Source organism: Clostridioides sp. ES-S-0005-03, from assembly GCF_020658455.1.
GTDB lineage: Bacteria > Bacillota > Clostridia > Peptostreptococcales > Peptostreptococcaceae > Clostridioides.
Genome location: NZ_JACVWI010000002.1, coordinates 275566 through 302486 on the forward strand (window position 1 = coordinate 275566; position 26921 = coordinate 302486).

General features: G+C 26.8%; 24 protein-coding genes. 1 reads left to right on the top strand and 23 read right to left on the bottom strand.

Features of this window, described 5'->3' with window-relative positions; genetic code table 11:
* Window positions 1–224: 224 nt before the first annotated feature.
* The 7 genes from IC218_RS10355 to IC218_RS10385 form a co-directional block, all read right to left on the bottom strand.
* Complete coding sequence (locus tag IC218_RS10355) at window positions 225–2444, bottom strand: EAL domain-containing protein (protein ID WP_227824356.1); 2220 nt, start codon at window positions 2442–2444, stop codon at window positions 225–227.
* Window positions 2445–2715: 271 nt separating this feature from the next.
* On the bottom strand, window positions 2716–5319 hold the full coding sequence (adhE, locus tag IC218_RS10360; RefSeq protein WP_227824608.1) for a bifunctional acetaldehyde-CoA/alcohol dehydrogenase: 2604 nt from the start codon (window positions 5317–5319) through the stop codon (window positions 2716–2718).
* Window positions 5320–5913: 594 nt separating this feature from the next.
* The gene (locus IC218_RS10365; protein WP_227433958.1) at window positions 5914–6504 is read right to left on the bottom strand and encodes a dipicolinate synthase subunit B; all 591 of its coding nucleotides are present in this window, start codon (window positions 6502–6504) and stop codon (window positions 5914–5916) included.
* 2 nt (window positions 6505–6506) lie between these two features.
* Window positions 6507–7382 carry a dipicolinate synthase subunit DpsA gene (gene dpsA / locus IC218_RS10370; RefSeq protein ID WP_227482028.1) on the bottom strand — a complete coding sequence of 292 codons (876 nt, stop codon included), beginning with the start codon at window positions 7380–7382 and terminating at the stop codon, window positions 6507–6509.
* A gap of 69 nt (window positions 7383–7451) precedes the next feature.
* Window positions 7452–8843 (bottom strand): AMP-binding protein, encoded by a 1392-nt coding sequence (locus IC218_RS10375; RefSeq protein ID WP_227824357.1) that lies wholly within the window; start codon window positions 8841–8843, stop codon window positions 7452–7454.
* 3 nt (window positions 8844–8846) lie between these two features.
* On the bottom strand, window positions 8847–9983 hold the full coding sequence (locus tag IC218_RS10380; protein WP_227482026.1) for a thiolase family protein: 1137 nt from the start codon (window positions 9981–9983) through the stop codon (window positions 8847–8849).
* Between the two features lie 19 nt (window positions 9984–10002).
* The gene (locus IC218_RS10385) at window positions 10003–10548 is read right to left on the bottom strand and encodes a biotin transporter BioY (protein ID WP_227433954.1); all 546 of its coding nucleotides are present in this window, start codon (window positions 10546–10548) and stop codon (window positions 10003–10005) included.
* A 294-nt stretch (window positions 10549–10842) separates the two neighbouring features.
* Between IC218_RS10385 and IC218_RS10390 the strand changes: the two genes are divergently transcribed.
* On the top strand, window positions 10843–11622 hold the full coding sequence (locus IC218_RS10390) for a hypothetical protein (protein ID WP_227824358.1): 780 nt from the start codon (window positions 10843–10845) through the stop codon (window positions 11620–11622).
* A 217-nt stretch (window positions 11623–11839) separates the two neighbouring features.
* Here IC218_RS10390 and IC218_RS21895 read toward each other — a convergent pair whose 3' ends face one another.
* The 16 genes from IC218_RS21895 to nrdF form a co-directional block, all read right to left on the bottom strand.
* A complete protein-coding gene (locus tag IC218_RS21895) occupies window positions 11840–11968 on the bottom strand; it encodes a hypothetical protein (RefSeq protein WP_255616384.1) in 129 nt (42 codons plus the stop codon).
* A 211-nt stretch (window positions 11969–12179) separates the two neighbouring features.
* A complete protein-coding gene (locus tag IC218_RS10395; RefSeq protein WP_227433952.1) occupies window positions 12180–12401 on the bottom strand; it encodes a hypothetical protein in 222 nt (73 codons plus the stop codon).
* A gap of 275 nt (window positions 12402–12676) precedes the next feature.
* Window positions 12677–13111 carry an N-acetyltransferase gene (locus IC218_RS10400; RefSeq protein WP_227824359.1) on the bottom strand — a complete coding sequence of 145 codons (435 nt, stop codon included), beginning with the start codon at window positions 13109–13111 and terminating at the stop codon, window positions 12677–12679.
* A gap of 265 nt (window positions 13112–13376) precedes the next feature.
* Window positions 13377–14330: a WYL domain-containing protein gene (locus IC218_RS10405; protein ID WP_227433943.1), complete on the bottom strand. Its 954-nt coding sequence runs from the start codon at window positions 14328–14330 to the stop codon at window positions 13377–13379.
* Window positions 14331–14565: 235 nt separating this feature from the next.
* The gene (locus IC218_RS10410) at window positions 14566–16482 is read right to left on the bottom strand and encodes an FtsX-like permease family protein (protein WP_227824360.1); all 1917 of its coding nucleotides are present in this window, start codon (window positions 16480–16482) and stop codon (window positions 14566–14568) included.
* The gene (locus IC218_RS10415; protein ID WP_227433941.1) at window positions 16482–17228 is read right to left on the bottom strand and encodes an ABC transporter ATP-binding protein; all 747 of its coding nucleotides are present in this window, start codon (window positions 17226–17228) and stop codon (window positions 16482–16484) included. Before IC218_RS10415 ends, IC218_RS10410 begins: the two co-directional genes overlap by 1 nt.
* Before the next feature lie 103 nt (window positions 17229–17331).
* A complete protein-coding gene (locus IC218_RS10420) occupies window positions 17332–18183 on the bottom strand; it encodes an undecaprenyl-diphosphate phosphatase (RefSeq protein WP_227824361.1) in 852 nt (283 codons plus the stop codon).
* 266 nt (window positions 18184–18449) lie between these two features.
* Entirely contained in the window at window positions 18450–19442 is a 993-nt protein-coding gene (locus tag IC218_RS10425; protein ID WP_227433939.1) for a sensor histidine kinase, read from the bottom strand.
* Window positions 19443–19451: 9 nt separating this feature from the next.
* Window positions 19452–20144: a response regulator transcription factor gene (locus IC218_RS10430; RefSeq protein WP_227433938.1), complete on the bottom strand. Its 693-nt coding sequence runs from the start codon at window positions 20142–20144 to the stop codon at window positions 19452–19454.
* Window positions 20145–20663: 519 nt separating this feature from the next.
* Window positions 20664–21623, bottom strand: coding sequence for an ABC transporter substrate-binding protein (locus IC218_RS10435; RefSeq protein WP_227824362.1), 960 nt, complete (start codon window positions 21621–21623; stop codon window positions 20664–20666).
* A gap of 30 nt (window positions 21624–21653) precedes the next feature.
* A complete protein-coding gene (locus IC218_RS10440) occupies window positions 21654–22523 on the bottom strand; it encodes an ABC transporter ATP-binding protein (RefSeq protein WP_227433936.1) in 870 nt (289 codons plus the stop codon).
* Entirely contained in the window at window positions 22516–23298 is a 783-nt protein-coding gene (locus IC218_RS10445) for an ABC transporter permease (protein ID WP_227824363.1), read from the bottom strand. Before IC218_RS10445 ends, IC218_RS10440 begins: the two co-directional genes overlap by 8 nt.
* Complete coding sequence (locus tag IC218_RS10450) at window positions 23299–23928, bottom strand: hypothetical protein (RefSeq protein ID WP_227482012.1); 630 nt, start codon at window positions 23926–23928, stop codon at window positions 23299–23301.
* 341 nt (window positions 23929–24269) lie between these two features.
* The gene (locus IC218_RS10455) at window positions 24270–25169 is read right to left on the bottom strand and encodes a helix-turn-helix transcriptional regulator (RefSeq protein ID WP_227824364.1); all 900 of its coding nucleotides are present in this window, start codon (window positions 25167–25169) and stop codon (window positions 24270–24272) included.
* Window positions 25170–25232: 63 nt separating this feature from the next.
* Window positions 25233–25859 (bottom strand): GyrI-like domain-containing protein, encoded by a 627-nt coding sequence (locus tag IC218_RS10460; protein WP_227824365.1) that lies wholly within the window; start codon window positions 25857–25859, stop codon window positions 25233–25235.
* A gap of 84 nt (window positions 25860–25943) precedes the next feature.
* Entirely contained in the window at window positions 25944–26915 is a 972-nt protein-coding gene (gene nrdF, locus IC218_RS10465; RefSeq protein WP_227824366.1) for a class 1b ribonucleoside-diphosphate reductase subunit beta, read from the bottom strand.
* Between the last annotated feature and the right edge of the window lie 6 nt (window positions 26916–26921).

Here is a 26921-nt window from a genome sequence, read left to right on the forward strand (position 1 = left end):
TTAAATTTTTATTTAAGTTTTTTATCATCTATACATTATAGTACTATTCTTTTGTTAATAACATATTTATATCCAAAATAATTTATTTTTAACAGATTTTTATAAAAGATAATTACTTTCCTCATATCTGAATCTTACAAAATAAAAACACTAATTATCTAGCAAGCATTTATTAAATCCAAGCATATATAATAGTGTTTTATATGAAAAAATAAATTTTATTTTTAAAGTAATTTCATAAAATTTTGAACTGGCATTGGTCTTGCAAAATAAAACCCCTGAACTAAATCACATCCAAATTGCTTCATTAACTCAGCCTGTTTCTTACTCTCAACGCCTTCTATAATTACAATTAAATCTAATGATTTTGCTAGAGATACTATAGACTTTGCTATATTACGACTTTTCTCATCATTTTCAATACCATTAAGAAAAGACTTATCTAATTTTAATACATCAATTGGCATGTCCCTTAGACAACTAATAGAAGAATAACCTGTTCCAAAATCATCCATAGAAATTGAAAATCCATGCTTCCTTAATTCATTTAAAACACTTTTTAGTATATTTAATTCATTAATAACTACAGTTTCTGTTATCTCTAATTCAATTAAATTTGAATGTATGTTATATGTTTGGATAGTACTATTGATAAATTTTACAATATCTGGTTGATATAACTCAACTCTAGATAGGTTTACTGAAACTGGTACTAATTTTTTCCCTTGTTTTTCCCATTTAGATAAATCGCTACAAACTCTTTCAAATACAAATCTACCTATTTTTAAAATCAATTGACTTTTTTCTGCTATTGGAATAAATATAGCTGGACTTATAAACCCATGTTCAGGATGATTCCATCTTATCAGTGCTTCACTTCCTATCATCTCACCATTTACAAGTGAAAACTTAGGTTGATAATAAACTTCAAATTGATTCTTTACTAATGCTGTCTTTATATCATCTAAAATTATAGATTCCTCACTAAGCTTATTTCTAACATCTTCATTATAAATAGCATAGTTTATGTTTTTACCTTTGGCAATAGACCTTGCCATATTAGCTTTATTTACAGCCTTTTGAGCATCTACTTCTCCTTCTTCTACGAAGTAAATACCCACACAAAGAGAAATTTCAAATACTGTATTTAGATTATTTTCAATATTACTTCGTATACTATCAATTTTTTTTATAATTTTATTTCTTCCATTTTTGTATTCACAAAAAATAGCAAAATAGTCACTTGAAAGCCGTGCATATATTTCACCTTCTGTTAGTTCCTCTTTTAAAGCACTTGCTATAGTAATTAATAGATTATCACCAAATTCATATCCAAAAGTATCATTAATCATTTTAAAATTATCAATATCAAAATATACTATAATATAATTTAAAGATGGTTTATTTAAAAGATACTTACTACATTCTCTATAAAATTTATTTTGATTTCCTATATGTGTAACTCTATCTTCATATGCTAAACTTAATATTTCTTTTTCATTAGATTTTTTTATGTACATTATATAGAAAATAATTGCAATAAACACAAATATAATCAATAATACTGCATATACAGCTCTCTTAATAATTTGCTCAGAATTACGGAATATAACATTTTCTGGAATTGAAAAAATCAAGTTCCAATCCTTTATATAATTATCTTTTTTCTTTCCATTATCCATAGTAGCATATCCTAGGTATCGTCTTTCTCCTGACATATTTAAGATTGCAGCACCTGTTTTATTTTCTTCTAATTGTTTTTTTAATTGATTTACATCTTTAATATCATTATCCTGCTTTAACAATTCATAAATATTTCTTGATAATCTATCTTGTTGAGGATGAAGTATAACTGTCCCATTATTTTTTACAACATAAGATATACTATTATTTTCATAAAAAGATACATTTATAAGTTTCATTAGAGTATTGACATCATAAGTACAATACAAAACTCCAACTACTTTATCATTATTTAATATTGGTACTGAGATAGTAATCTTTTTTACAGACTTATTTACTTCATCAATATATGGGCTTGAAACATACTTTTTACCATTAATTGAATTTTTGAAGAATTCTCTATCCTTAACAGAAAACTTATTACCCTTAGTATTTTCTGCATTCCCATTTATATCAACAATTGCCATAGTATAAAATTTTTGGTTTTCCATTTCATCTAAAAGCTTTTTTATTTTTTCTTCATTAGACATGTTAGGATTTGAAGTATAATAACTTGAAAAAATATTTAAAATATCTAAATCTTTTTCAATTTGTCTTTGTGCTAACTGAGAACCTTGTATCGCAACTTCTTTTATATGTACTTCTGCCTCTGATATAAGAAGTTTTCTTGTATCTTCTATATATAGATATCCTAATATCAGAAATAATGATGCCATTAAAAGAATTATAATTAATGTAACACTTTTATTTCTTTTAGTCATCTTACCCCTCCCTTAATTAGTCAACACTTTATATCCCTATTTATATCTTTATTAATACAAATTTATTACTTATCTTACATACAAATATACCCAAATATTACATATAGATTCATTCTAATTATTATAATAACATTATTTAATTGAATTTTGAATTAAAGTTTCAAAACTATTTATGTTTTTTTAAATGAAAAATCCCATATACAATGATATTATATATCTAATGTATACAGGATTTTAGTTTATTTATTTTATAGTAAGTTTTATAGTAAATTTATTTTCCATAATATGAATTTAAATACATTTCTTTTATTTCATTCATAAGAGGATATCTTGGATTCGCACCTGTACATTGGTCATCAAAGGCTTGAATCACCATTTCATCTAGTGAATCTATAAATTTAGATTCCTCAACACCAAATTCTTTTATAGTTTTAGGAATACCAACTTTACTCTTTAAATCTTCAATAGCTATCAATAAACTTTGGAATTTTTCTTCATCAGAATTTCCTTTTAATCCCAAGAATGAAGCTATTTCAGCGTATCTCTTTAATGCCTCTGGATACTTATATTGAGAGAAAGCTCCCATTTTCTTTGGTGCATTAGAAGAATTAAATTTCATAACACCTGTTATTAAAAGAGCATTTGCAACACCATGTGGTACATGATGGAAAGCACCTAACTTGTGAGCCATAGAGTGACAAACACCTAAAAATGCATTTGCAAAAGCCATTCCTGCCATTGTAGAAGCATTTGCCATTTTTTCTCTTGCTTCTGAGTCTTTTGCTCCATTATCGTATGCACGTGGAAGATATTCAAATATGCTCTTAATAGCTTGTAAAGCTAGACCATTTGTATAGTCAGTTGCAAGCATAGATACATATGCTTCTAATGCATGAGTCAAAGCATCAATACCAGAAGCAGAAGTTAATCCTTTTGGCATATTCATCATCATATCCGCATCAACTATAGCCATATTTGGCATCAACTCATAATCAGCTAATGGATATTTAACACCTGTATCTTGGTCAGTTATAACTGCAAATGGAGTTACTTCTGAACCAGTCCCTGCTGATGTTGGTATAGCTACAAAACTAGCTTTTTCACCCATTTTAGGGAACGCATACACTCTTTTTCTTATATCCATAAATCTCATTGCTAGGTCTTGGAAATCTACTTCTGGATGCTCATATAATGTCCACATTATCTTACCTGCATCCATTGCACTTCCTCCACCTATAGATATTATTACATCTGGATTAAACTCTCTCATAGCTTTAGCACCTATCTTAGCACATTCTAAAGTTGGGTCTGGTTCAACTTCAAAGAAAGTAGTATGCTTGATGTTCATTTCATCTAATAAGTCAGTAACTGTCTTAGTATATCCATTATTGTAAAGGAATGTATCTGTTACAATAAAAGCTCTCTTTTTATTCATTACATCTTTAAGTTCTTTTAACGCCACTCCTAAACAACCTTTTTTAAAATAAACTTTTTCTGGTGCTCTAAACCAAAGCATATTTTCTCTCCTCTCAGCTACTGTCTTAATATTAAGTAAGTGCTTAACTCCTACATTTTCAGATACTGAATTTCCTCCCCAAGAACCACATCCTAAAGTAAGAGAAGGAGCTAGTTTAAAATTATATAAATCACCTATACCACCTTGAGAAGAAGGAGTATTAATTAAAATTCTACAAGTTTTCATAGCTTTAGTAAATTTATCAAGCTTTTCTCTCTGATTTACATCATCAATATATAATGAAGATGTATGACCAAACCCTCCATCTTCTACCAATTTTTCTGCTTTACTAACTGCATCATCAAAGTTGTTTGCTTTATACATTGCAAGTACTGGTGAAAGTTTTTCATGAGCAAAAGCTTCTTCTATTTCAACTGATTCAACCTCACCTATTAAAACTTTAGCATCAACTGGAACTTCAAAACCTGCTAATGTTGCTATTGTGCAAGCTGTTTGACCAACGATTTTAGAGTTTAATCCCCCATTTACTAAAATTACATTTCTTAATTTTTCTGTTTCTTCTTTATTTAATAAGTAAGCACCACGCTCTTTAAATTCTTTTTTAACTTCATTATATATATTTTCCAATACTATAACTGATTGTTCAGAAGCACATATCATACCATTATCGAATGTCTTAGATACAAGAATTGAATTTACAGCAGTTTTTATATCTGCGCTGTCATCAATTATTGCTGGTGTATTACCTGCACCGACTCCAATAGCTGGTTTTCCAGATGAATATGCTGATTTAACCATTCCAGGACCTCCTGTAGCAAGAGTTAAGTCAACTTCCTTCATAACAGTCGTAGTTAATTCCAAAGATGGCTCATCAATCCATCCGATTATACCTTCAGGAGCTCCAGCCAGAACAGCAGCTTCAAGAACTACCTTTGCTGCCTCTATAGTAGAATTTTTTGCTCTTGGATGTGGAGAAAATATTATTCCATTTCTAGTTTTTAGAGCTAAAAGTGATTTAAATATAGCAGTAGAAGTTGGATTAGTTGTAGGTATAACTGCTGCAACAACTCCTATTGGCTCAGCTATTTTAGTCATACCAAAGGCTTCATCTCTCTCTATAACACCACAAGTTTTAGTTTCTTTATATGCATTGTATATATATTCTGATGCATAGTGATTCTTTATAACTTTATCCTCAGCAATTCCCATACCAGTTTCTTTTTGTGCCATTATAGCTAGAGGAACTCTTTGCTTATTAGCTGCTAAAGATGCTGCTAAAAAAATCTTATCTACTTGCTCTTGAGTGTATGTAGCAAAGATTCTTTGAGCTTCTCTAATTTTTGCTAATTTTTTAACTAAATTTTCAACATTATTTACAACGCATGCATTATCTGCCATAGCTTCTTCTCCCCTTTTATTTTCTATTATAATCTGTTCTTTATTAGCCATTTCAATGCCCTCCTAGAATAGTATAATCTTCTTTTTCTGTTAATTTATTAACAGTATAGCATGTTATCTTCGCATTTTCAAGTTATTTTTTTAACATTTTATTTTTTGTTTAGTATTATATTATTTATATTAATAATAATATGCTTTACAAATATCTAGATTAACTATATATTACTTTATTTTTTATATAAATTGTGAATAAATTCATCTCAATACTTAAGGATAACGTTATTATTTTAACACTTGTATTTTCATTTTTTAATGAAAAAATTAAAAGATTTTTTTCAAGTATAGTATTGTATAAAAGTTATAAAGAAAAAAATACATTAAGAAGAAAATAAAGACTTAAAGAGTAAATTAAATACTCTGAGATATGCAAACAGTTATAATATGTATTATAATTAGAGATATACACACTGATAATTTTTATATACTGTGAAATAAAATATACTTAATATATTACAAGTTAAAGTCCAGCAAATAAGATTGCTGGACTTTGTTAATATTACTAAATATACATGTATATCAGATTACATCATTAATCTATTGATGTGGACTTTTTATAACAGGTTGTAACTGTTTATTATCAAGAGCAAGCTCTATTGTTGGAATTATTAACTCTGTATGTGCAATCATAGAATTAGGCTTTGCATTACAATTATCTTGACCAAAAGGTACAAAATATATGTTTTTAGAGTTAAGAAGAGTTCCAATGTTTTTGAAATTAAAACTTAGAGCATCATTAGTTGATATTGATACTACAAGTGGTTTATCATTGCGAAGATGACCTTTTGCTGCCATCAATACTGGAGAGTCTGTAATGCCATTTGCTAGCTTAGCAGCAGTATTTCCAGTACAAGGGGCTATTATTATAATATCAGCAATTCCTTTAGGTCCAAATGGTTCTGCTTCTTCAATTGTAACAATAGGTTTATTTCCTGTCAGTTCATATGCTTTTTTCATAAATTCCTCAGAATTTCCAAATCTACAATCTATATTTTGTGATACATCTGAAAATATAGTGTGTACATTTGCTCCTGCTTTTACCAAATTCTCTAACTCTATAAATATTTTATCATAAGTACAAAACGAACCAGTAAATCCTACTCCAATTGTAAGTCCTTCAAGTCTCATCTCTAATCCCTTCTTTCATTTATAATATTTTCTATAGCGTTAACAAGAATTTCACCAGATGTCTTTGGTGAGTATTTACCAGGAAGCCCAAGACAAAGATTTGCATTAATACCTAAATTTTGTGTAACAGAATAATCTAATCCACCAGGAGAAGAAGCTATATCTATAATAGTTACTTCTCTTGATACTTTTTCTAATTTTTCTTTTGTTAAAATACATTCTGGTATGGTATTAAAAATATAATCAAACTTTAAAAGATTTTCATCAAGTTGATTTAAAGAAATACTAGAATACCCAAATGCATTAGCCGTACTCCTTGCATCATTATTTCTTGCTCCAACACATACATTTGCATCTAAAGCATATAATTTTTTAGCAAGTATTTGTGCACACCTTCCAAAGCCTAGTACTAGACAGTTACTTTGGTGCATATTGATTAGACTTCTTTTAATCGCTTCTGCTATAGCTCCTTCAGCTGTAGCAACTGCATTTAAAATAGCAACATCATTCATCTTCATAAAATCATAAACCTGAATAGAGTGTTGCTCACAAAATTTGTAAACTTTAGTTGGTATGTTTCCTCCAAATAGTATTTGATTAGGAGATAAGTTAATTAACAAGTTATCAATAGTAGCATCGAGACAACCATCAGTATTTTCAATACTAAATTGATTTTTTGTAAATGGAATTGGACATAAAATAATGGAACTTTTGGATAGTGCTTCAGCTAGTGAAGTTGCTTTTCCAGCGATTCCATTTATAATTTCATTTGCTATTCCATATATAACTACAGAATATCCTTTATTAATTAGTTTTTTTACCATGTACACTTGTCGCAGGTCTCCGCCTATAACAGTTATATCGTATTGATTTGACATATTGTAAGCCTCCTTTACTATATACAATATGTTTTTATCAATATATTGGTTCACTAAAATTATTAAATATTATACTTCTAACATTTCTAATAGTGCCAATCTATCTATCTTTTCAGAAGATGTATATGGTAATGAATCTAAAAAAATAATTTTTCTTGGAATTTCATTTCTAATTAAATAATTTCTAATCTTAATCAATAAATCCTTTTTTGTAATCTTACCTATGGTTGTTACAAATAATGCAATTTGACTTCCCCTTATAGTATCTAAATAAGGTAATGCAACTGCATCTTCAACTTGAGGAATTCTTTTTACTATATTTTCAAGTTTGATAGAACTGACTTTAAATCCACCAATGTTTACAACATCATCACTTCTTCCTTCAAATATCAAATATCCATCATCATCAAAATATCCAATGTCATTGACAGAATAAGGCTCTGATGCATTATATACTGCATATTTGGTATTTACAAAAATTATTCCATCCTTAATATATACATCTATTTTTGGAAATGGTTTACCTACACTTAGTGGTTTCTCAATCAATTCATCATAACACAAATATGTAATGTAGTTTAATTCACTTGCTCCATAATATAAAATGATTTCAGAATCTGGCATATATTTTTTTATTTTTATTGCTGTATCCTCAAATAACAATTGAGAACCTGTAAAAACACTTCTAACTTTAACTATTATCTCACTTAAATATTTAACCAGTAACTGAAGCTTTGTAGGTATAAGATATATATTAGTTATATTATATTGTTTTATTACATTTATCCATGTTTTACAATTTAAACCTGAATTTATTACAACACTACCACCTTCATATAGTGCTGACATTATAGAATTTAGATTTCCTGTAAAACTAAGTGTTCCATTGATAAATAAAATAGAGTCCTCAGAAATATGGAAAATTTCATTTTGTATAGGAAAAAATCCAGCCCAGCTTTCATATGTTCTATATAATACTTTTGGTACATTTGTAGAGCCTGAAGATAAAGCTCCCATACAAATCTCTTTATCTAAATAGTTTAAAATATTATTATATTGATATACATTTATACTATAATGTTCTGTAGAAGAATTAGCTACCTTTAATATTCTATTGCAACTACCATTAGATAAATAATTTATATCTATATTCTCATCTGATATAACAATTGAAATATTATTCTTTATTAAAATATCACTTAATACTATTTTAGAAAGATTATAATGACAAATGATAGGAACATTATTTGAATAGTTAACACCTAAAAAACTTACTAATTGGAACTTTATATTTTTAGAATAAATTAAAACAGGAATATTTTCACCTATAGAAATCTGTCTCCCAATCTCCTCACTATCTCTTAATATATTGTCATAAGTATACTTTTCTCCATCTATAATCAAAAAATCTTTATCTTTATAGTTGTTTCTTTTTACTTTTAAAAGTTCATAGTAATTCATAATCTACACCCTTTCAATCAATAAAGCAGAACCCAATCCTCCAGCAGCTGCTATAGAGCAAATTCCATACTTCCCATTAGTCTTTTCAAGTGCTTTTAAAAGATGTAACGCAATAATTGCACCAGAAGCACCATATGGATGACCATATGCTAAAGCCCCTCCAAATATATTATATCTATCAATTAATTCTGGATATTTTCTTTGAAATAAAACATCTATAACTGCAAATGCTTCATTAAATTCAATAGCAGATATGTCCATATAGTTAAGCTTTTCTATATCCAAAAGCCTCTCCATAGCTTTTATAGCAGATGTTGGACTTAATTGTGGCTCTGTTCCTATTGTACAAGAATTGATAACTTTAGCCTTTGGATTCTTTTTTGTATTCTCTAAATATTTTTTAGAACACAGAATAAGAAATGAAGCCCCATCATTAATAAGACATGCATTTGCTGCATTTGTAATACTTCCCTTTCCTAAAATTGAAGGTATCCTATCTAATAATCTTTGGCTCATTTTATCACGTATACCTTCATCATATGTATTGCTATCTATAGGAAATATAATATCTTCAAGAAATTTTTCTTCTCTTGTGTTTTTTGCTCTTCTATGACTTTCTTTCACCCAATAATCTAATTCTGCTTTCTCAATTTTATATAACTTTGCCACTCTTTCTGCACCTTCAAGCATACTATTCTCACTATTATTATCTGGAGAAAATTGAGCAACTGCATAGCTTGGATTATTAATATTATATCTCCTATCGTTTTTATGATATGTACGCATTGGTTGTAGAGAACTACTCTCAAAACCTCCTGCAATAATTAAATCGCATTGCCCAGATTTAATCTTTGAAAATGCTATATCTAAGCTCATCATAGCAGAAGCACATTGCATATCTACAGTAAAAGCAGGAACTTCACTTTCTATTCCCGCTGTTAAAGTCATTAATCTTGTGATATTTCCTCCTGTACCAACTGCATTTCCACATATAATCTCATCAATCTTATCAATCTCATACTTTTCAATTAGGTGTTTTAAAACCTTTGCTCCTAGTAATTCTGGTTGAACACATTGAAAAATTCCATTTTTTAGACCAATATGACTTCTTAATCCTCCTAGTATAAAAACATCTTCCATACATTATATCCTCTCTTCATCATAGATTTCTTTTTAGTACGTTATTTAATTTAACACCTAAAAAAGATGCAATAATTGCTTTTATTGTATCTCCAATTAAAAATGGTACAACAGCTGCAAAAAGTGCTGCTTCTACCGTCATTTGATTAAAGTAACACATAAATACTGTTCCCATAAAATATATAATAGGCATACCAACAAAAATTGTTATTGGTATATATCTCTTAATATCATTATTTTTACCTTTTAATAAGCTAATAATTAGTGCTGCAAATAAAAATCCAAAATAAAAACCACCTGTTGGACTTAGTAATTTACCAATTCCAGATGCTCCTCCTCCAAATACAGGTATTCCAATTAAACCTATCATTATGTATACACCAACTGTACTAAATGCTTGTCTTGGTGTTAATATTAAAGCTATTAGATTTATCATTATTGTTTGTGCTGTTACTCCTGCTGGTGTAAATGGTAATGGTATATATATGTATGATGATATACATAATAATGCTACACATATTGACATTTTAGTTAAATCTTGAATATTTACTCTATTATTTTTCATTTTCATAATTCCCTTCATATGTCTTATTCAATTTAGTTTATATGTACATATACAAATCTTCTATTAAAGCTTTGTTTTAGTATAAAAGAAAGCTGTTTTTTTGTCAACCTAAAATATTGTATAGGTTTACATTCAACTTATAAGTAAACTTGCTTCTAATCCTTTATGTTTTAATGGTTATTTATAAAATTTTACTTATAAACAAATCTATTTGCCCTATACTTGTAAATTATAATATGATATATTTTATATGAGATTTTATTTCATATAATAAATTAACAAGGAAGTGACAATATGAAAACTAATGAAAATCAATTAAACAACATAGATAAAGAACTAGATGAACTTAGTAAAAAAGTTTATCTAGAATCCCCAGATTTTTGGATAAGTATTTCTGATAAGATAGTAGATAAAGTTTTTGATGAAATGTTATTATTTTTTGCAGTAAAATATGATTATTACAATATACTATCTTTTGCAATTGAAAACAATTATATAGATTTAAATATGCCATCAAAAAATAAAGACTATCCAGATATAATGAGTCATTTTTTATACACAGCAAAACAAAATAAAGATAAAAAGATTTACAATTACCTTTTAAACTTAAATAAAAAATATACCATAGGTGAAAACTCCTCTTTAGATGATTCAAATCGCAATACTGAAAAGGACACTTTTGAAAAAAAAGATGTATATATTCCAAAATATATGTGTCCAAATTGTAATACAAATATTTTTGATACAGGCTATAGAGTGTCAAATGATATAACATATAAATTTTCTTTTCAAGATGCTGAACCGATTGAAGTATCTAATGAGATTTCTTCTATTAAATGTTGTAATTGTGATAAATTAATAGAGAATGTAACTACTGACAAATTGTATAGTATTTGTAAAATTCAAAACTGTGATAATTGTGGCTCTAGCTTAACTAAAGTAGGAATTATTGCAAAGAAAAAAATGGAGTTTAATGAGAATACTGAAGAATTTGGGTATGTTTCAACGTCTTATTGTTGTAGCAATTGTGGTTCTGAAATAGATTCTTCTCAACGAGAATATTTTAAGCTTTAATATTTTATATTTTAAAAATAATTTCAAATAAGAATACTATGTTATTAAATATTATTATAGAAATTTTTGTGGACATATTTGGAGATATAATTTAAATGCTTTTTACATAGACACTTTAATAGTAATTAAAATTGCTATGAAATTAGATATTATTAAACTAATTTCATAGCAATTTTTAGTAATATAATTTTTATTAATTTTGGACAAATTTTATTTTCTATCTCTTTAATGTACCGACCATAACTCTTAAATCAATTATTATATTAGATATCCCTGACTCTATCAACCTTAAAATCTCTTCTTCATCTGATGTTGATGTTAAAGGAGTCATTTTAACTAAGTTCATTAAATTTAATATATTGATATCAGTTTTATAATTGATTCTATTTTCATAAATTACATCAAGGTGTTTTTTAAATCCAGCTACAATGTTTTTATTATTATAATCATTATTCTTTATATTTCCCTGTATACTTTTCCTTATTTCTTTTAAATAATTTGATTATTGTACAATCTTTACTATTATTCCATCATCATTTAAAGCCCTTGTAAATTCCTTATAATTTGCAGGAGAAATTATATTTAATATTTTTATCTTCATATAATTTATTTAAGAAATATCCTTCTCCACATCCAGCATCTAAAATGTGGTTATGCATTACATACTTTGTTTCTTCTATTAAATTATCATATACTTTAGAATTATATATTTCATGTCTTGATTCAAATAATTCTTTATCATAAATAGTTTTAGTATTACTATTCAATTTAAACAGCACGAAATTATGGCTACTTATATAAGGTATATTTTTCTATCTTATATAAAATTATGTTATAGGTTTTTGTAAAATAGCCACAACTTGTGCGCTATCCTCTTATTCTAAAATAATACATAAATGCTCTTTTATTCATTATTTTATCCTCCCATAGTTATATATTTTGTAATATTGATTAAATTACAAGCATATATAATTCATGATTTTAAAGTTTACTATTATAAAAATACATCTATTCGAGTAATAAATTCTTTTATTACTATTCTAATGTGAATATACTAAAGTTGTTTACTATATTCCATTATATATTCTTTAAATCCTGAATCTTCATTTATTTGTTCTTTTACTATATTAAAACCTTTTTTGATATAAAATACAACTGCCTTTTTATTATCTTTATATACTGCTAAACTTAGATTTTTATATTCTTTAAGTGCATAGTCTAAAAGTTTACTTCCTATTCCTAAGTTTTGATAATTTGTACTTATAAACAATGCTCCTATAAATTCATTGTCTATAATACTTATAAATCCTTTTATTTCTTCTTCGTCATCATATACAAAAGTTTCAGATATAGGCATATATTCGTTTTTGACAGTATTGTAGTTATTTTTCCAATAATCTTTATTTATAAAATCATGTGCTTTGATTGTACTTTCTTCCCATATTTCCATTATTTTTTCTATATCTTTGTTATTTGATTTTCTTATCATAAATTTTATTTCACCTCATTTTTTTATTGCTTTCTTATTATTATTTATAGAATATGTATGTTTTATTTAGATATTATTTAGTTAATATAAAACCTAATAGCTTTGAAACTTCTTCTACTTTCCAATCCACTTTACATACAACTTAGTTAATATAAAACTACTATCATGATTAAAAGACATAAATCGTACACAAATCTCTCTCAACTACTATATTAACACTAGACCGTGAACTATACCTGTCTTAATATAAAACTAATTAAAAAAATTAGTAAAGTTTTCTCAATTTTTCAATTTCAGATAGGATATCATTCTTCAGTCTCTCAGGTTCTATGACTTCAACATAAGCTCCCATACTTAAAATCCAGCTTTTTATTTCCTCATAACCTCTCATTTTAGCTTTAAACAATATAGATTCTTCATCAACATCACTAATTTGTTGATTATTAACCCATACCTTTTCCCTTATAATTGTTGCAAATGGTTGCTTAATTTTTATAGCTATATTAATTTCTTCTCCTTTGTAAATACCTATACTATTCTTACTATATTCGTTCCAATTGAAATTTCTATCTACAATATATTTTTCGTCTAAAACAATATAATCTTTAATTCTACATAATTTAAAATCTATAAACTTAAGTCTTTTTTCACAAAAAGCTACCATATAAGTATCTGATTTATAGTTAAACAAACCATATGGATGTACAACTCTTTCACTATTTCCAGAATTCAAAGAATAATATTTTATCTTAATTTTACGTTTTGTTGTATATGCTCTAGTTATTTCATTGCATTTCTTTTTTTCAAATCCATAATCACAATTACATTTTGCTTGTATTGTGAAATAATCCATATATGTATCGCTTTTTTCCCCTGTATTTAATACTGCTTTTATTTTGTCTACAATATTATTAAATTCATTTTTATAAATATCATTATTATACTTTAGTTGTGAATTTATCATATCTAGAATTGAAACTTCATTATCTAATAATCTAATGTATGAAAGGCTATTACATTTATCTATTTCATAACCACCATAAATTCCAGGTGTTGAGTTTACAAATATGCCTGCTTGTTCCAAATATTCTTTGTAACTTTTTATTTGCCTTTCACTTACTTCCAACTCTTCTGCTAACTCTTTGCATTTCATTTTACCTCTACTTTGAATTAATATCATCATTCTCAATGCATTAGCTAATTTACTAATAAATAACACCCCCTAATAACATTAATTAATATTTTATATTATTTATTTCTACAGATATGTGCATATAACCTCTTTATACTTTATATAAGTAGAATATTTTTATAATTTTGACATTTATTATGTCATATTCGTATAGAATCTTAATAATTAATACAATAAAAAATATTACTGAAAAAATAAACATTTATAATTTCAGTAATATTAATTAATTTTAAACCTTTTTGTTATTAGTTAATTATATCCATTAAAAATTGACTAAATTTAATCTTATCTCTTTTAAATAACTATTTCTTACAAGTAAGAAATACACTATTTGAACTATAAACAAGCTTCCCATTACTAAAATCGCAGATGACGCAACCTCTATATCAAATGAATTTTTCAGTGCAGTAAGTGCAAATATCGAATGTATAACAGCTACTACATAAGGTAACAAAAACACAATCCCAATCTCAATGGTTGAAGCTCTCTTAATCTCCTTATATGTCATTCCCAATTTATTTAACTGTTCATACTTTTTCTTGTCAACTTGACAATCCATATAAAACTTATTATATAAGAAACTGCTTGTAGTAACAAAGAAAATTAAACCTATAAATATTGCTAAAAACATAAATGTAGAATATGTTAGTTTACCAGTTTCTATCATTAATTCTTTGGAGAAAAACAAATATGGTTGCATTCCAGACTCATTATCAAATTTATCTTCGAATTGTTTACATACATCTATAGTTTCACTTGAACCTTTTACCTCAAATGCTGAGAATCTATCTACTATAAATTTTGATTTTATACTATCATAAAAATTATCCTTTACCACATACATATTTTTATAATATGCTGGCATAACACATTCTTCTACCTGTTTTGCCACTCTTAAGCTTATATTCCCTATAATGACATTTTCTTTTACCTTTTTATTACCAGGTAGTCCTGATGAAAATAATGATATACATTCATTATCTTCAAAATTTATAGGCTTAACCCCTATACTCTTCGTAATTTCTAAGTACTTGGATTCTTTAATTATTCTTACATTAAAATCACTTTTCTTAGGAAATACAGTTTTAAACTCACCATTAACTCTTTCATAATCTATACCTTCTTTTTTTAACTTACTTTCTATAAAACTCATTCTTTCCTTATCTTTCTCTTTACTATCAGGTTTATTAGTGTCATTATGCAGAGTCATTGTTGAATAATATATTGTGTTAGGGTATATTAAATTAATTTGACGTTTTACATCTTTCCAAAATGAGTAAACTGTACCTATAGCAGTGAATGCCACTGCAGAAGTTATAGTTATCAAAAAGAATATCCTAGCATTATCCTTTACCTTATAAATTAAATTTGAAATCCAAAGCATATTTGTATTTCTTCTATAAAAACTTTTCTTCATCTTCAATTTTTTTATAAAGTACACACTAAATTGAGAAAAGAATAAATAAGTTGCTACTATAGTAAGAGATGTAACTGGAACTAATCGTAAATAAGTTGTATACTGGTCAGTTGATGTAACAGCACTATAATATGCTATTACAAACAGACAAATACTTAATATAGCAAGTATTAGTGATGTTTTAGGCTCTGGTTTTGGAGTTTTTGTACCTTTAAGTAACCTCAATACTTGATTTTCTTTAATTATAAAAGAAGTAAATATAGATGTTAATATAGCTAAAACCATAAAATAAATTAAAGTGGAAAACATTGCATTTAATGGTATATAAAAGTTTAGAGGTGATAATTCTAAAAAGGTAGACATAACTACTAAAAATACCTTTGAAAAAATTAAACCTACTATTATTCCAATTACAGAAGATACTATATTTATTACTATATTTTCTATAAGAACCAATTTCATTACTTGTCGTTTTGATATACCTGTAATATAGAGTATTCCAAACTCTTTATATCTACTTTTAAGAAAAACACTCACTGAATAAAATACAAAGAAGAATAAAAACAAATATGCAATTATTTTACTCATCTTAAGCCCTTCTTTTAAATAGTCAGGAAATTGAGATATATCTAAATCTGGATGACCTGTAAACATAATAAAAGAAAAAAGTAGTGACGAGGATATAACAATACTTGTTAAATATCCTAGATATGCTTTAATATTTCTTGAAATATTATTAATGGCAAATTGTTTTATGTTCATTAATTATCTCCTCCCAATAATGTAAGCACATCCATTACTTCTTGATAAAATTGTTCTCTACTATTTTCCTTATATATTTCATTGTATATAGCTCCATCCTTTATAAATAAAATACGATTACAATAGCTTGCTGCTAATGGGTCATGAGTTACCATCATAGTAGTGACTTTATTGTCTTTATTTATCTTTTGAAATAGTTCCATTACAGTCTTTGATGACTTTGAATCTAAATTACCTGTTGGCTCATCTGCCAAAAGTATTGATGGTTTATTGATTAAGGCCCTAGCAATAGCAGTTCTCTGAGCTTGACCGCCAGACACTTCAAAAGTTCTTTTATTTAATAAGTCTTCTATACCTAAAATTTTAGATACTTCATTTAGCTTTTCATCTTGCTCTTTTACACTTACCTTATCCAATGTCAATGGCAATACTATATTTTCGCCAATAGTTAAAGTATCCAATAGATTAAAATCTTGAAATACAAACCCCAACTCTCTTCGTCTAAATAATGCAAGTTCTTCACCTTTTAGTGATAATGGATTTTTACCTTTTAATTCTATTTTTCCTGTAGTTGGCTTATCTATAGTAGAAATCATATTTAAAAGAGTGGTCTTTCCACTTCCAGATGGTCCCATAATTCCTACAAATTCTCCATCATCTATACTAAAACTTATATTGTTTAATGCATTAAAAATCATTTTTTTACCATATACCTTGCTCAAATTACTCACAATTAAAGTTTTCATTATTTATAGCTCCTTTATAAGTTATAAAATGACATGCAGTATATATTAAATACTACTCATATTAATTAAAGAAATTTTATATAAATACTGAATTTATTTTAGTTTATATACTAATTATGTTAGTAAAAGCTAATACAGCAAGTACTATACCTGCCACTATTCTATATACAGCAAATACTCTCATTGGTTTTTTCTTTAAAAAATTTACGAACTTTTCCATAACTACTATAGACACAAGAAAAGCTACTATAAACCCAACAATTAAAGCAATCCATAAAGTTGGTGTCATTATTGAATAATCAAATTCAAATAAATCTAGTCCTGAAGAAGCTACCATTGCTGGTATAGCTAAGAAAAAAGAAAATTCCGCTGCTGTAGGAGAATTAAGCCCTGCTATCCATCCACCCATAATAGTGGATGCACTTCTTGACATTCCCGGCCACGCAGATAAAACTTGTAATATACCAATCTTCAAAGCTTGTACTGGAGTAATTTTATCTATATTATCTGTTGAGTGCTTCTTTTTTCTGAATAGAGTTTCTACAACTAATAATAAGATTCCTCCAACTATAAACCCTACAATTACAGATTGTAAATTAAACAATGCTTTTATGTTATCATAAAATATAACTCCCACAATTCCAAATGGTATGCAACCTACAATAACATTTATTCCAAACTTAAATCCAGTTTTTCCTTCCTTTCCTCCAGTAAATATAAATTTAAAAAACTCTATAACACTATTCTTTATTTTTTTCCAATAAAGTACTACTACTGCTAGGATAGCTCCAAGTTGTATTACAACTTCAAACATTTCAGCAAATTGACCTTTAAAATCTATCAAACTTCCCACCAAAATCATATGACCTGTAGATGATACTGGAATAAATTCTGTAAGTCCCTCCACTATAGCTATTATGATTGATTTTAATATAAAAATGATATCCAAACTCATTGATAAACACCCTTTCCTTACTATATAATCTTCTTAAAATTTCTTTTCTTATGTCATTTCTTATACTAATTTTAATTGACATTAGAAAGTTTCACTATCTACAAACATTACACAAACATTACATCTATGTAATGTTTGCAAAAAATAAACTATTTTAAAATTAGATTGTATAATTATAAATCTCATTAAAATATATGGACATATTAATTTTAACAAGATATTTAAATTATAAATACAATATTAATCCATCTTAAAATAGCCTCTTATTAGTTTATATTATCTTTACTGAATATTATTGAAACTTCAGTTCCTTTCCCAACTTCTGATTTTATATTGACCATATGACCTAAGTTGTCACATACTTTTTTTACTAAATAGAGTCCCATACCTGTGGATTCTCCAAATTTACGTCCATTTTCTCCTGTAAAAAATGGGTCAAATACTCTTTTTATATCTTTAGATACAATTCCAACACCTTTGTCTATTATACTTAAAATTATAGACTTATTATTTTCTTCAGATTTTATAATTAAATCTTTACTGTAATCTTTGGAATATTTAACTCCATTTGTAATTAACTGATTTATTATAAATTTCATCCATTTTATATCTGTATAAATATAAATAGATTTATCTATATGTATTTTAGGAATTATACCATTCTTTATGAATAATCTCTTTTCCTCATTTATAGTATCTACTATGATATCATTCAAATTAGCTTTTTCAACCACAAAATCTTTCTGAAATTCATCCACTCTTGCGAAATACATGGCCATGTTTAAGCCTTTATTAAGTCTATCTATCTCTTTTTTTATATTTTCAGTAACTTCTTCACCTTCATATTCCTGAAGTTGAAGACTTATAACTGATATTGGAGTTTTCATTTGATGAATCCATTGGTTGATAAAAGTTAAGTGTTCACTATGTATTTTTTTATGTTCTTGAATCATTGATTGATATAATCTATGTTGTTGTTTTAAAATAACTGATATGTTTTCTCCGAAAAAAGAGTTCCCTAAATATAAAAAGGATTCATCTAAGGAGTTTATACCTTTTGTAAATATAGTATATACTTCTCTGTTTTTATAATATTTATATACCAAAAAACATAATAATATAAAAGTACTAAACAATAAGATATACAAAGCTTCTTCTACATTAATAAATTTCATAAGACTACAATAAATAATTGTCATAGATATTCCTAAATAATATATAAAAATATAGCCTTTACAATCTTTAAATAATAATTTCATATTTTCTCCTTACCAATTTTTATTTAATTTATATCCTACTCCTCGTACAGTTTGAACAGCATCATTTATACCTAACTCCTCAAATCTTTTTCTTATTCTGCTAACATTTACATTTAGAGTATTTTCCTCTACAAACTCAATATCATCCCATATCTTTTCTAATAGATAATCTCTACTTACTACTTTAGGGTATTTTTTTATAAGACACTCAAGTAATATTCCTTCTTTTTTGGTGATAACCAAAGTCTTATCCTCTAACTCTATCTCTAATCTTTCTGGATAAAATTTTAGTCCATCTAGTTCTAATATTCTCTCATCTATTTTAGGCGAATATTCACCATATACCCTTCTTATCTGACTTTTTATCTTTGCCATTACTACATCATAATAAAAAGGCTTTGTTATATAGTCATCTGCTCCACTTTCTAAAGCTCTAATCTGGTCTAAATTACTATCTCTAGCTGATACAAAAATTATAGGAATGTTTGACTGTTGTCTAATACATCTACACCAATAGAATCCATCAAATTTTGGTAAATTTACATCTAAAAGCACTAAGTCTGGCTTGAAATTTGCAAATGTAGTAATTATATTATCAAAGTTTTCTTCAACCATTACTTCAAATCCATATTTCTCTATATAATCTTTAAGTAATGTACTTATTGATATATCATCTTCTACAATATATATTTTATGACTCATATAATTCCTCCATATTTTAGTTTTCTTATTTACCATATATTCATATAACTTTCACATATGGCTTTATGTATAGTATAGATACCTACTCAGATATCTATCAATTTATTAAATTTCAAAATACAGTATATTAATATTTATTAACAATTATTGGTAATATTTATACTTATAATTTTCTAATTTTTTGTTTGATATACACTTATTTACATAATATTATATATTATATTTATACCTGTATACTATCTATATTAAGCATGATATCTTTGTATCTATATATAATAAAATATTATTGTTAACTTTATTAATATAATTGTATTATAAAATACCTTATATAAAATACTATAAAAATATCTTCTTCTATCTGTAAATAAATATATTATATATTTAAAAACACTCTAATAATTTAAAATTAAAACATATCTCTTCGCTATATAAACATACCATTAGCATATATTTTTATCAATAGAATAGAAAAAGTTACCTTAATTAAGGTAACTTAAACTTTTAACACTATTATCACTACTACTTAGCATTATATATTAATTCTTTTATGTTTACTTTTTTCTCTTGTAATCCATTTTTTATTAAGAAGTCTTGTGTCTCCTCAAGAGAAGATATATCTTTGTCTGTTATATCTAAACTAAAATCATACCAAGCATATAATTCTTTAGTTTCTTCAACGCTTAAATCAACTTCTTTTGCTACCTTTTCCATAGCTTCATCAAAGTTATTATCTACATATTCTAAAGTTTCTTTTTCAACTTTCATAAATCTTTCAACTACCTCTGGATGTTTTTCAGCAAAATCCGTACTAACAGCAGTTACTATTATGCCATCTACTAAACCTTCACCATTTGCTACAAGTTTACTTCCAGACTTCATGGCTTTAAGAGCTGCTGGTCCAGCAATCAATGCAGCATCAACACTACCATCAGAAAGAGCTGCTGATGCTTCTGGAATACCCATGTTAACAAACTCTACATCATCCATACTTAATCCTTCTTTATCAAGTGCTGCAATTAATACTTGATGTAATATAGTCCCTTTTGGTCCTGCTACTTTCTTACCTTCTAAATCTGCTGCTGATTTTATTGAACCATTATTTGTTAAAATCATAAATCCTTTTGGTGACCTACTATAAGTGTTTAGTATCTTTAATTCCACTCCATTAGATGCAGCTATCAAAGCTGATGTACCACCTAATGCATGTAAAAAGTCTATTTCTCCAGCAGCTAAAGCCTGTGTTTGCTCTGGTCCTGTAGTAATTTCATGAAAATTAACTTTTATATTATCCTTTTTAAATTCTTTCCCAAATAAATCATCCTGTTTTTGAATTATAGAAGGTACATTTAGTGGTGATTTTACATAAGTTAAATTTATTTCTGAAAGATTTTCACTATCATTCTTTTTTGCACATCCAGCTAAAGATGCTGTCGCAAGTGTCAATATTGTTATACCTATCAATAGTTTTTTTAATTTCATATTTTACTCCTTAAAATATTATTAATTTCTTTAAATGCCTTTATTTGATTTCATTGTCATTAAAATATCTTTTTTTAATTTAATATAGTAATTTGAAGTTAAATCTCTATTATAATCATCCTCTATATTAAATTCTTCTATTTTTCTTTCATTTGTAAAAACAACTATTTTCTTGCCTATCTTTAATGCTTCATCAATATCATGAGTTACAAATATTACACCTTTATTGGTTGACTTATGTATTCTTACAACTTCATTTTGCATATCAATCCTTGTAAAATAATCTAGTGCTGAAAAAGGCTCGTCCATAAACAACATATCTGGATTAAAAGAAAGTGCTCTAGCTATACTTACTCTCTGTGCCATACCTCCTGAAAGCTCATTTGGATAAGAATTTTTAAACTTCTGTAAGTTCATCATTTTAAGATATTTTTCTATATCAATACTGTCTTGCTTATTTGATTCACTTACTTTGTTCTTCTCATTTAAATAAATATTATTATCACGCCTATCTTTATTAATGGTACTTTTTGAGGGATTTAATTTATTGAATATTTTATTTAAAAGATTACTTTTTTGTTGATTGTGAAAAGCTATGTTTTCGCTCACATTTAGCCAAGGCATCAATCTACTTTCTTGAAATACAAAACCAACATTAGGTTTATACTCTTTATTATCTTTTACAAACCTAATATCACCACTATTTATATCTTCAAGTGATGCAATTGCCCTAAGTAAAGTAGTCTTCCCACATCCACTTTCACCTAAAATTACAGTTATATGACTTCTGTCTATATCTAAAGAAATATCACTAAGCACTACATGTTCTTCATTATCAACTTTATAACTTTTAGATAGATTTCTGATTATATACCCAGAATTACATACTGTATTACTCATATGCTTCCACCATCTTTCCCTTACTTACCTTTTTTACAATAATTGAAAATATATAGTCTGTAATTATTCCTAGAAGTCCAATTACAATTATTCCTACAATAACAACATCTGTCCTAGACATTTCTTTTCCATCAGATATTAAGTATCCAAGACCAGACGAAGCAGCTACAAGCTCAGCTCCTATAATTGCTCTAAAACTATATCCAAGTGCTAACTTTAGACCAACAGCAATATCGAGAATTGCATTAGGAATAATTATTCTAAATATTATCTGAAGCTTTGACAATTCAAATACTCTACCTACTTCAATTAACTTTGAATCACAATTTCTAATCCCCTTTAATGTACTTGTAAAGATTGGGAAAAAAGATGCCAAAATTATAATTATTATTTTTGATTCTTCACCTATACCAAACCACAATATAAGCATTGGTATTAAAGCAAGTGGTGGTGTATTTCTCAAAAAATTTATTAATGATTTAAAGTACTCATAAACTTTACCATAAATTCCAAAGAATATACCTAAAGGAACACCTATAATTGTACTTATTACAAACCCTATCAAAACTCTTTTCATACTTGCATATACATTAACAAATATTGAACCATCATTTATCATATTTAAAAATGTACTATACACTTTTTCAGGTGGTGGTAATATATATTCACTCCAAATACCAAGATAATTTGTAATTTTCCACAATACAAGAATTATAAAAAATATCAAAACACTTTTTATTAACCTTAAAAGTTTATCATTAATTTTATTGCCCATTTACAAACCATCTCCATTATTACATCCATCTTTACAATAAAACATTTCTACTATATCATACTTATCCTCAGAGCCATTTTTAATTTCTTGTATTTTACTTAATATTTCATCTTCGCTTGACACTTCAAGAACTTTTTCAAAAGAATCCTTAAAATACCCTAATGGAATTGGAGATTCATCTATTTTTCCAAGTGATTTTATACCTTCTTTTTCAGCAAATTCCTTCCATGTATAAAATAGAGCATTATCTTTATCCTTAAATTTTTCACTAGCAAAATCTCTTAATTGTGTACATGGACAGGTTACTATTAACATATCCTCTTTACTCTTAATATATTTTTCGTATAAAACTCTACAAGTCCTTACTAATATTGGTTCTATCATAGGAACTTCAAAACCATCTATCAAATTATTTCTTTTTAAAAGATTTATGCTTTCTGGACATCTACAATCTAATATCGTGTTTTCAGTCTTTTTTGCATATTCTTTGTACTGATTCTTTACATATTCTAATTGTGCCTCACATTCAACCATTATGTACCCTTTTTTTATCAAAGTTTCTTTAATAGTATTAAACTTTTCCTCATACATTTTTTCTGCTACTGGATTTATTAGAAGATATTTATTCATAGCTCCTCCTATTATTTAATATTGAATATTATTCTCAACTATTAGTTTAAATGAGTACTTTATTTTTGTCAATATATTAATTTTTTCTTTAAAAAATAATGTTTATTTACAATTTTTCACTTTTTTACTTACAATATTAAAATAATACATTCAATTTATTTTAACAATAAGATATACATTTTACTATTAATCTACTTATAATGACAAATATATAATTAGTTTCGATAATTTGATGTCAATGTTACACATGTAAAAATATACATATTATACAAAAATCAAACTGGGTTTTACCAGTAAACTAAAAAAGTGAAGTCTAATTAATACTTCACTTTTTACAATAATTATAAATATTTTATTTTAATATCATCAACAATCTGTAAAATCTTATCTCTAACATCTATGGGTTCTAATACTTCAATGTGATTTCCAAAAGAGAGCACATATCCATAAATCCAATCATTTTGAGGATACTGTACATTTACAATAAAATTTCCATCGTTATCGTATAATATATTATCAATATCAAATTCATCATAAACTCTATATGCTATATCTTTAGAAATTTTCAATTTTAAAATAATATTTTTATTCTTATCTTCTTTTATCTCTCCCACTTCAATTGGTATGCTTCGTATAAATGTCTGCTCACAAATACAGATATTCTTCATCCTTACGACCTTAAAAATTCTATAATCATTTTTTTGACGACAATAAGCTTTAATATACCATGACTTTTCTTTAAACCAAAGCATAAGTGGCTCTACACAACGTTTAGTTATCTTTCCATAAGTATTTATATACTCAAAAGTTATAATATTACAATCTAATATAGCTGATTTTATCTTTATAAATTTATCTTTTTCTACATTATTACTACACCAATGAGAAAAATCAACAGTTATCCAATTTAAATCTGATTTACAAAACAAGGCTCTAAGTTTTGCTAATGTAGAATTCATATCTGGATATTTAAGCATATTTAAACCCTCTAGTGATGCTAGAATTTCTTTCTGCTCTTGCTCAGATAAAATAGATTTATCAAAAGTAAAATTATCTAAAATACCTATACCACCATTTCTACCTTTATCAGTATAAATTGGAATACCAGAAGATGACAATATTTCAATATCTCTACAAATAGTTCGCCTAGATACTTCAAAGTGTTCAGCTAACTCCGTTGCAGTTACTCTTTTCTTATCTAACAGGATATAAATAATTTCAAATAATCTATTACTTTTCATATAATCACCTCATTACTTTATTATAGTATAAAAATAAAGCAATCTAATATCATAATATAATGTTTACATTTCCCTTTCTACTTCAAAACGCAAAACAGTTTTCAATGACTCAGGAGATACTTTTCTAGCATCACTTATATAAATTTCACGATGTATATAAGATTTTCTTAGAAGCTTATTTTTTTTACAAAATTCTCTCATAATGTCAAAGCTTTCTGGTTCATCATCATATGAGCCTATATGAAGCATTTGAACACATAGACCTTCATTAATAGACCCAAATCTAACTTTTTCAAGAAGATTATGTGGTTTCTTATTTTTTAATATATCAATAGCTTTATTTAACAGGTCTTGTGTAACAAAATCTGGCTGACGTATCATTATAGTATAAATCAAATCTTCTTTAATAAGTATATCTGAGCATTTGCTTTTTTCTCCCTTATCCCATATACCTTCTAAAGGAAAAACAGTATAATCAAAATACCCTTCTGGTACAATTCCCTTTTGGGGCATGGTTTTTATTGCATATGCCAAAGAGTAAAGTACTCCTATTGCTTCAGTAAATTCTTTAGTATTTGGGTCTCCACTCCCTTTTAACATGATAAATTTCTGCTCTGGTACTTCAACTATCACAGGATTCTTCTTAGGTAAATATAACTCTTTATCTTTTTTTCTCCATTCATATTTCATAAAAAATACCTCCGTATATACATTTTATACATTGATATTATCATGCTAAAGGTGACATCAGCGTGTCACATTTTATAAAATAAATTATATTATAAAATCTTCATCTTCTAACTCTTCATAGACCCCTTTTTGATATCCATTACCTTTAGTTGAAAAGAAATCATGTGTTTTAGTTTCAGTACTAAGTCCATTTAACACAATTGGATTGATAGCATTTACATTATAGAGTCTTTCAAATCCTAAATTTTCTAAAGCTCTATTTGCATTGTATTTCAAAAAATCTACAACCTCTTCTTCAAGTCCACTATCTTTATATATTACATTTGTATACTCTATCTCATTTTCCATAAGACTAGCAAGTATAGAATACATCTTATCTTCTAATTTTTTCTTATCAGTATTATTAAATGAATTGTATATCTCTTGTGCAAGAAGCCCTATGTATTTACCATGTAAAGATTCATCTCTAAGAATAAGTGATATTATTTCTCCACTAGCCACCATTTTTCCTTGACCAGACAGATACAATGGATAAAAGAATCCTGAATAAAACAAGAAACTCTCCAAAAACACGCTTGTAACCATTGATAAATATAAATTCTTTTGGTTTGTAGTATTTTCATATTGAGCTAGAACTAAATCAGCCTTTCGTTGTAATGTTGGCTCTGTTTCTATCCATTCAAATAAATCATCTATCTCGGAGTTAGAAAGCAAAGTCATAAATATGGAAGAATAACTTTTTGCATGTATTTCTTCCATAGTACCCATAAAAGATAAAACTGCTTTTCTTTGAAGATTATCTGTTAAACCCATCATTGATGGAATTCCATTATTCCCTTGCTTTGTATCCAATAATGTCAGTCCACCTAACACTTTTTTATATAAGTCTTTTTCATTATCATCTAATTCATTCCATACCTTAATATCTTTAGAGACAGATATTTCTTCAGGAAGCCAAAATTGTTTTACATTTTGTTCCCAAAAAGTCTGTGTGAATCCATCTTCTTCTTTATTCCAATTAACTGCATCATGTGTTTTATGTAATTTAAATGTCATATATTT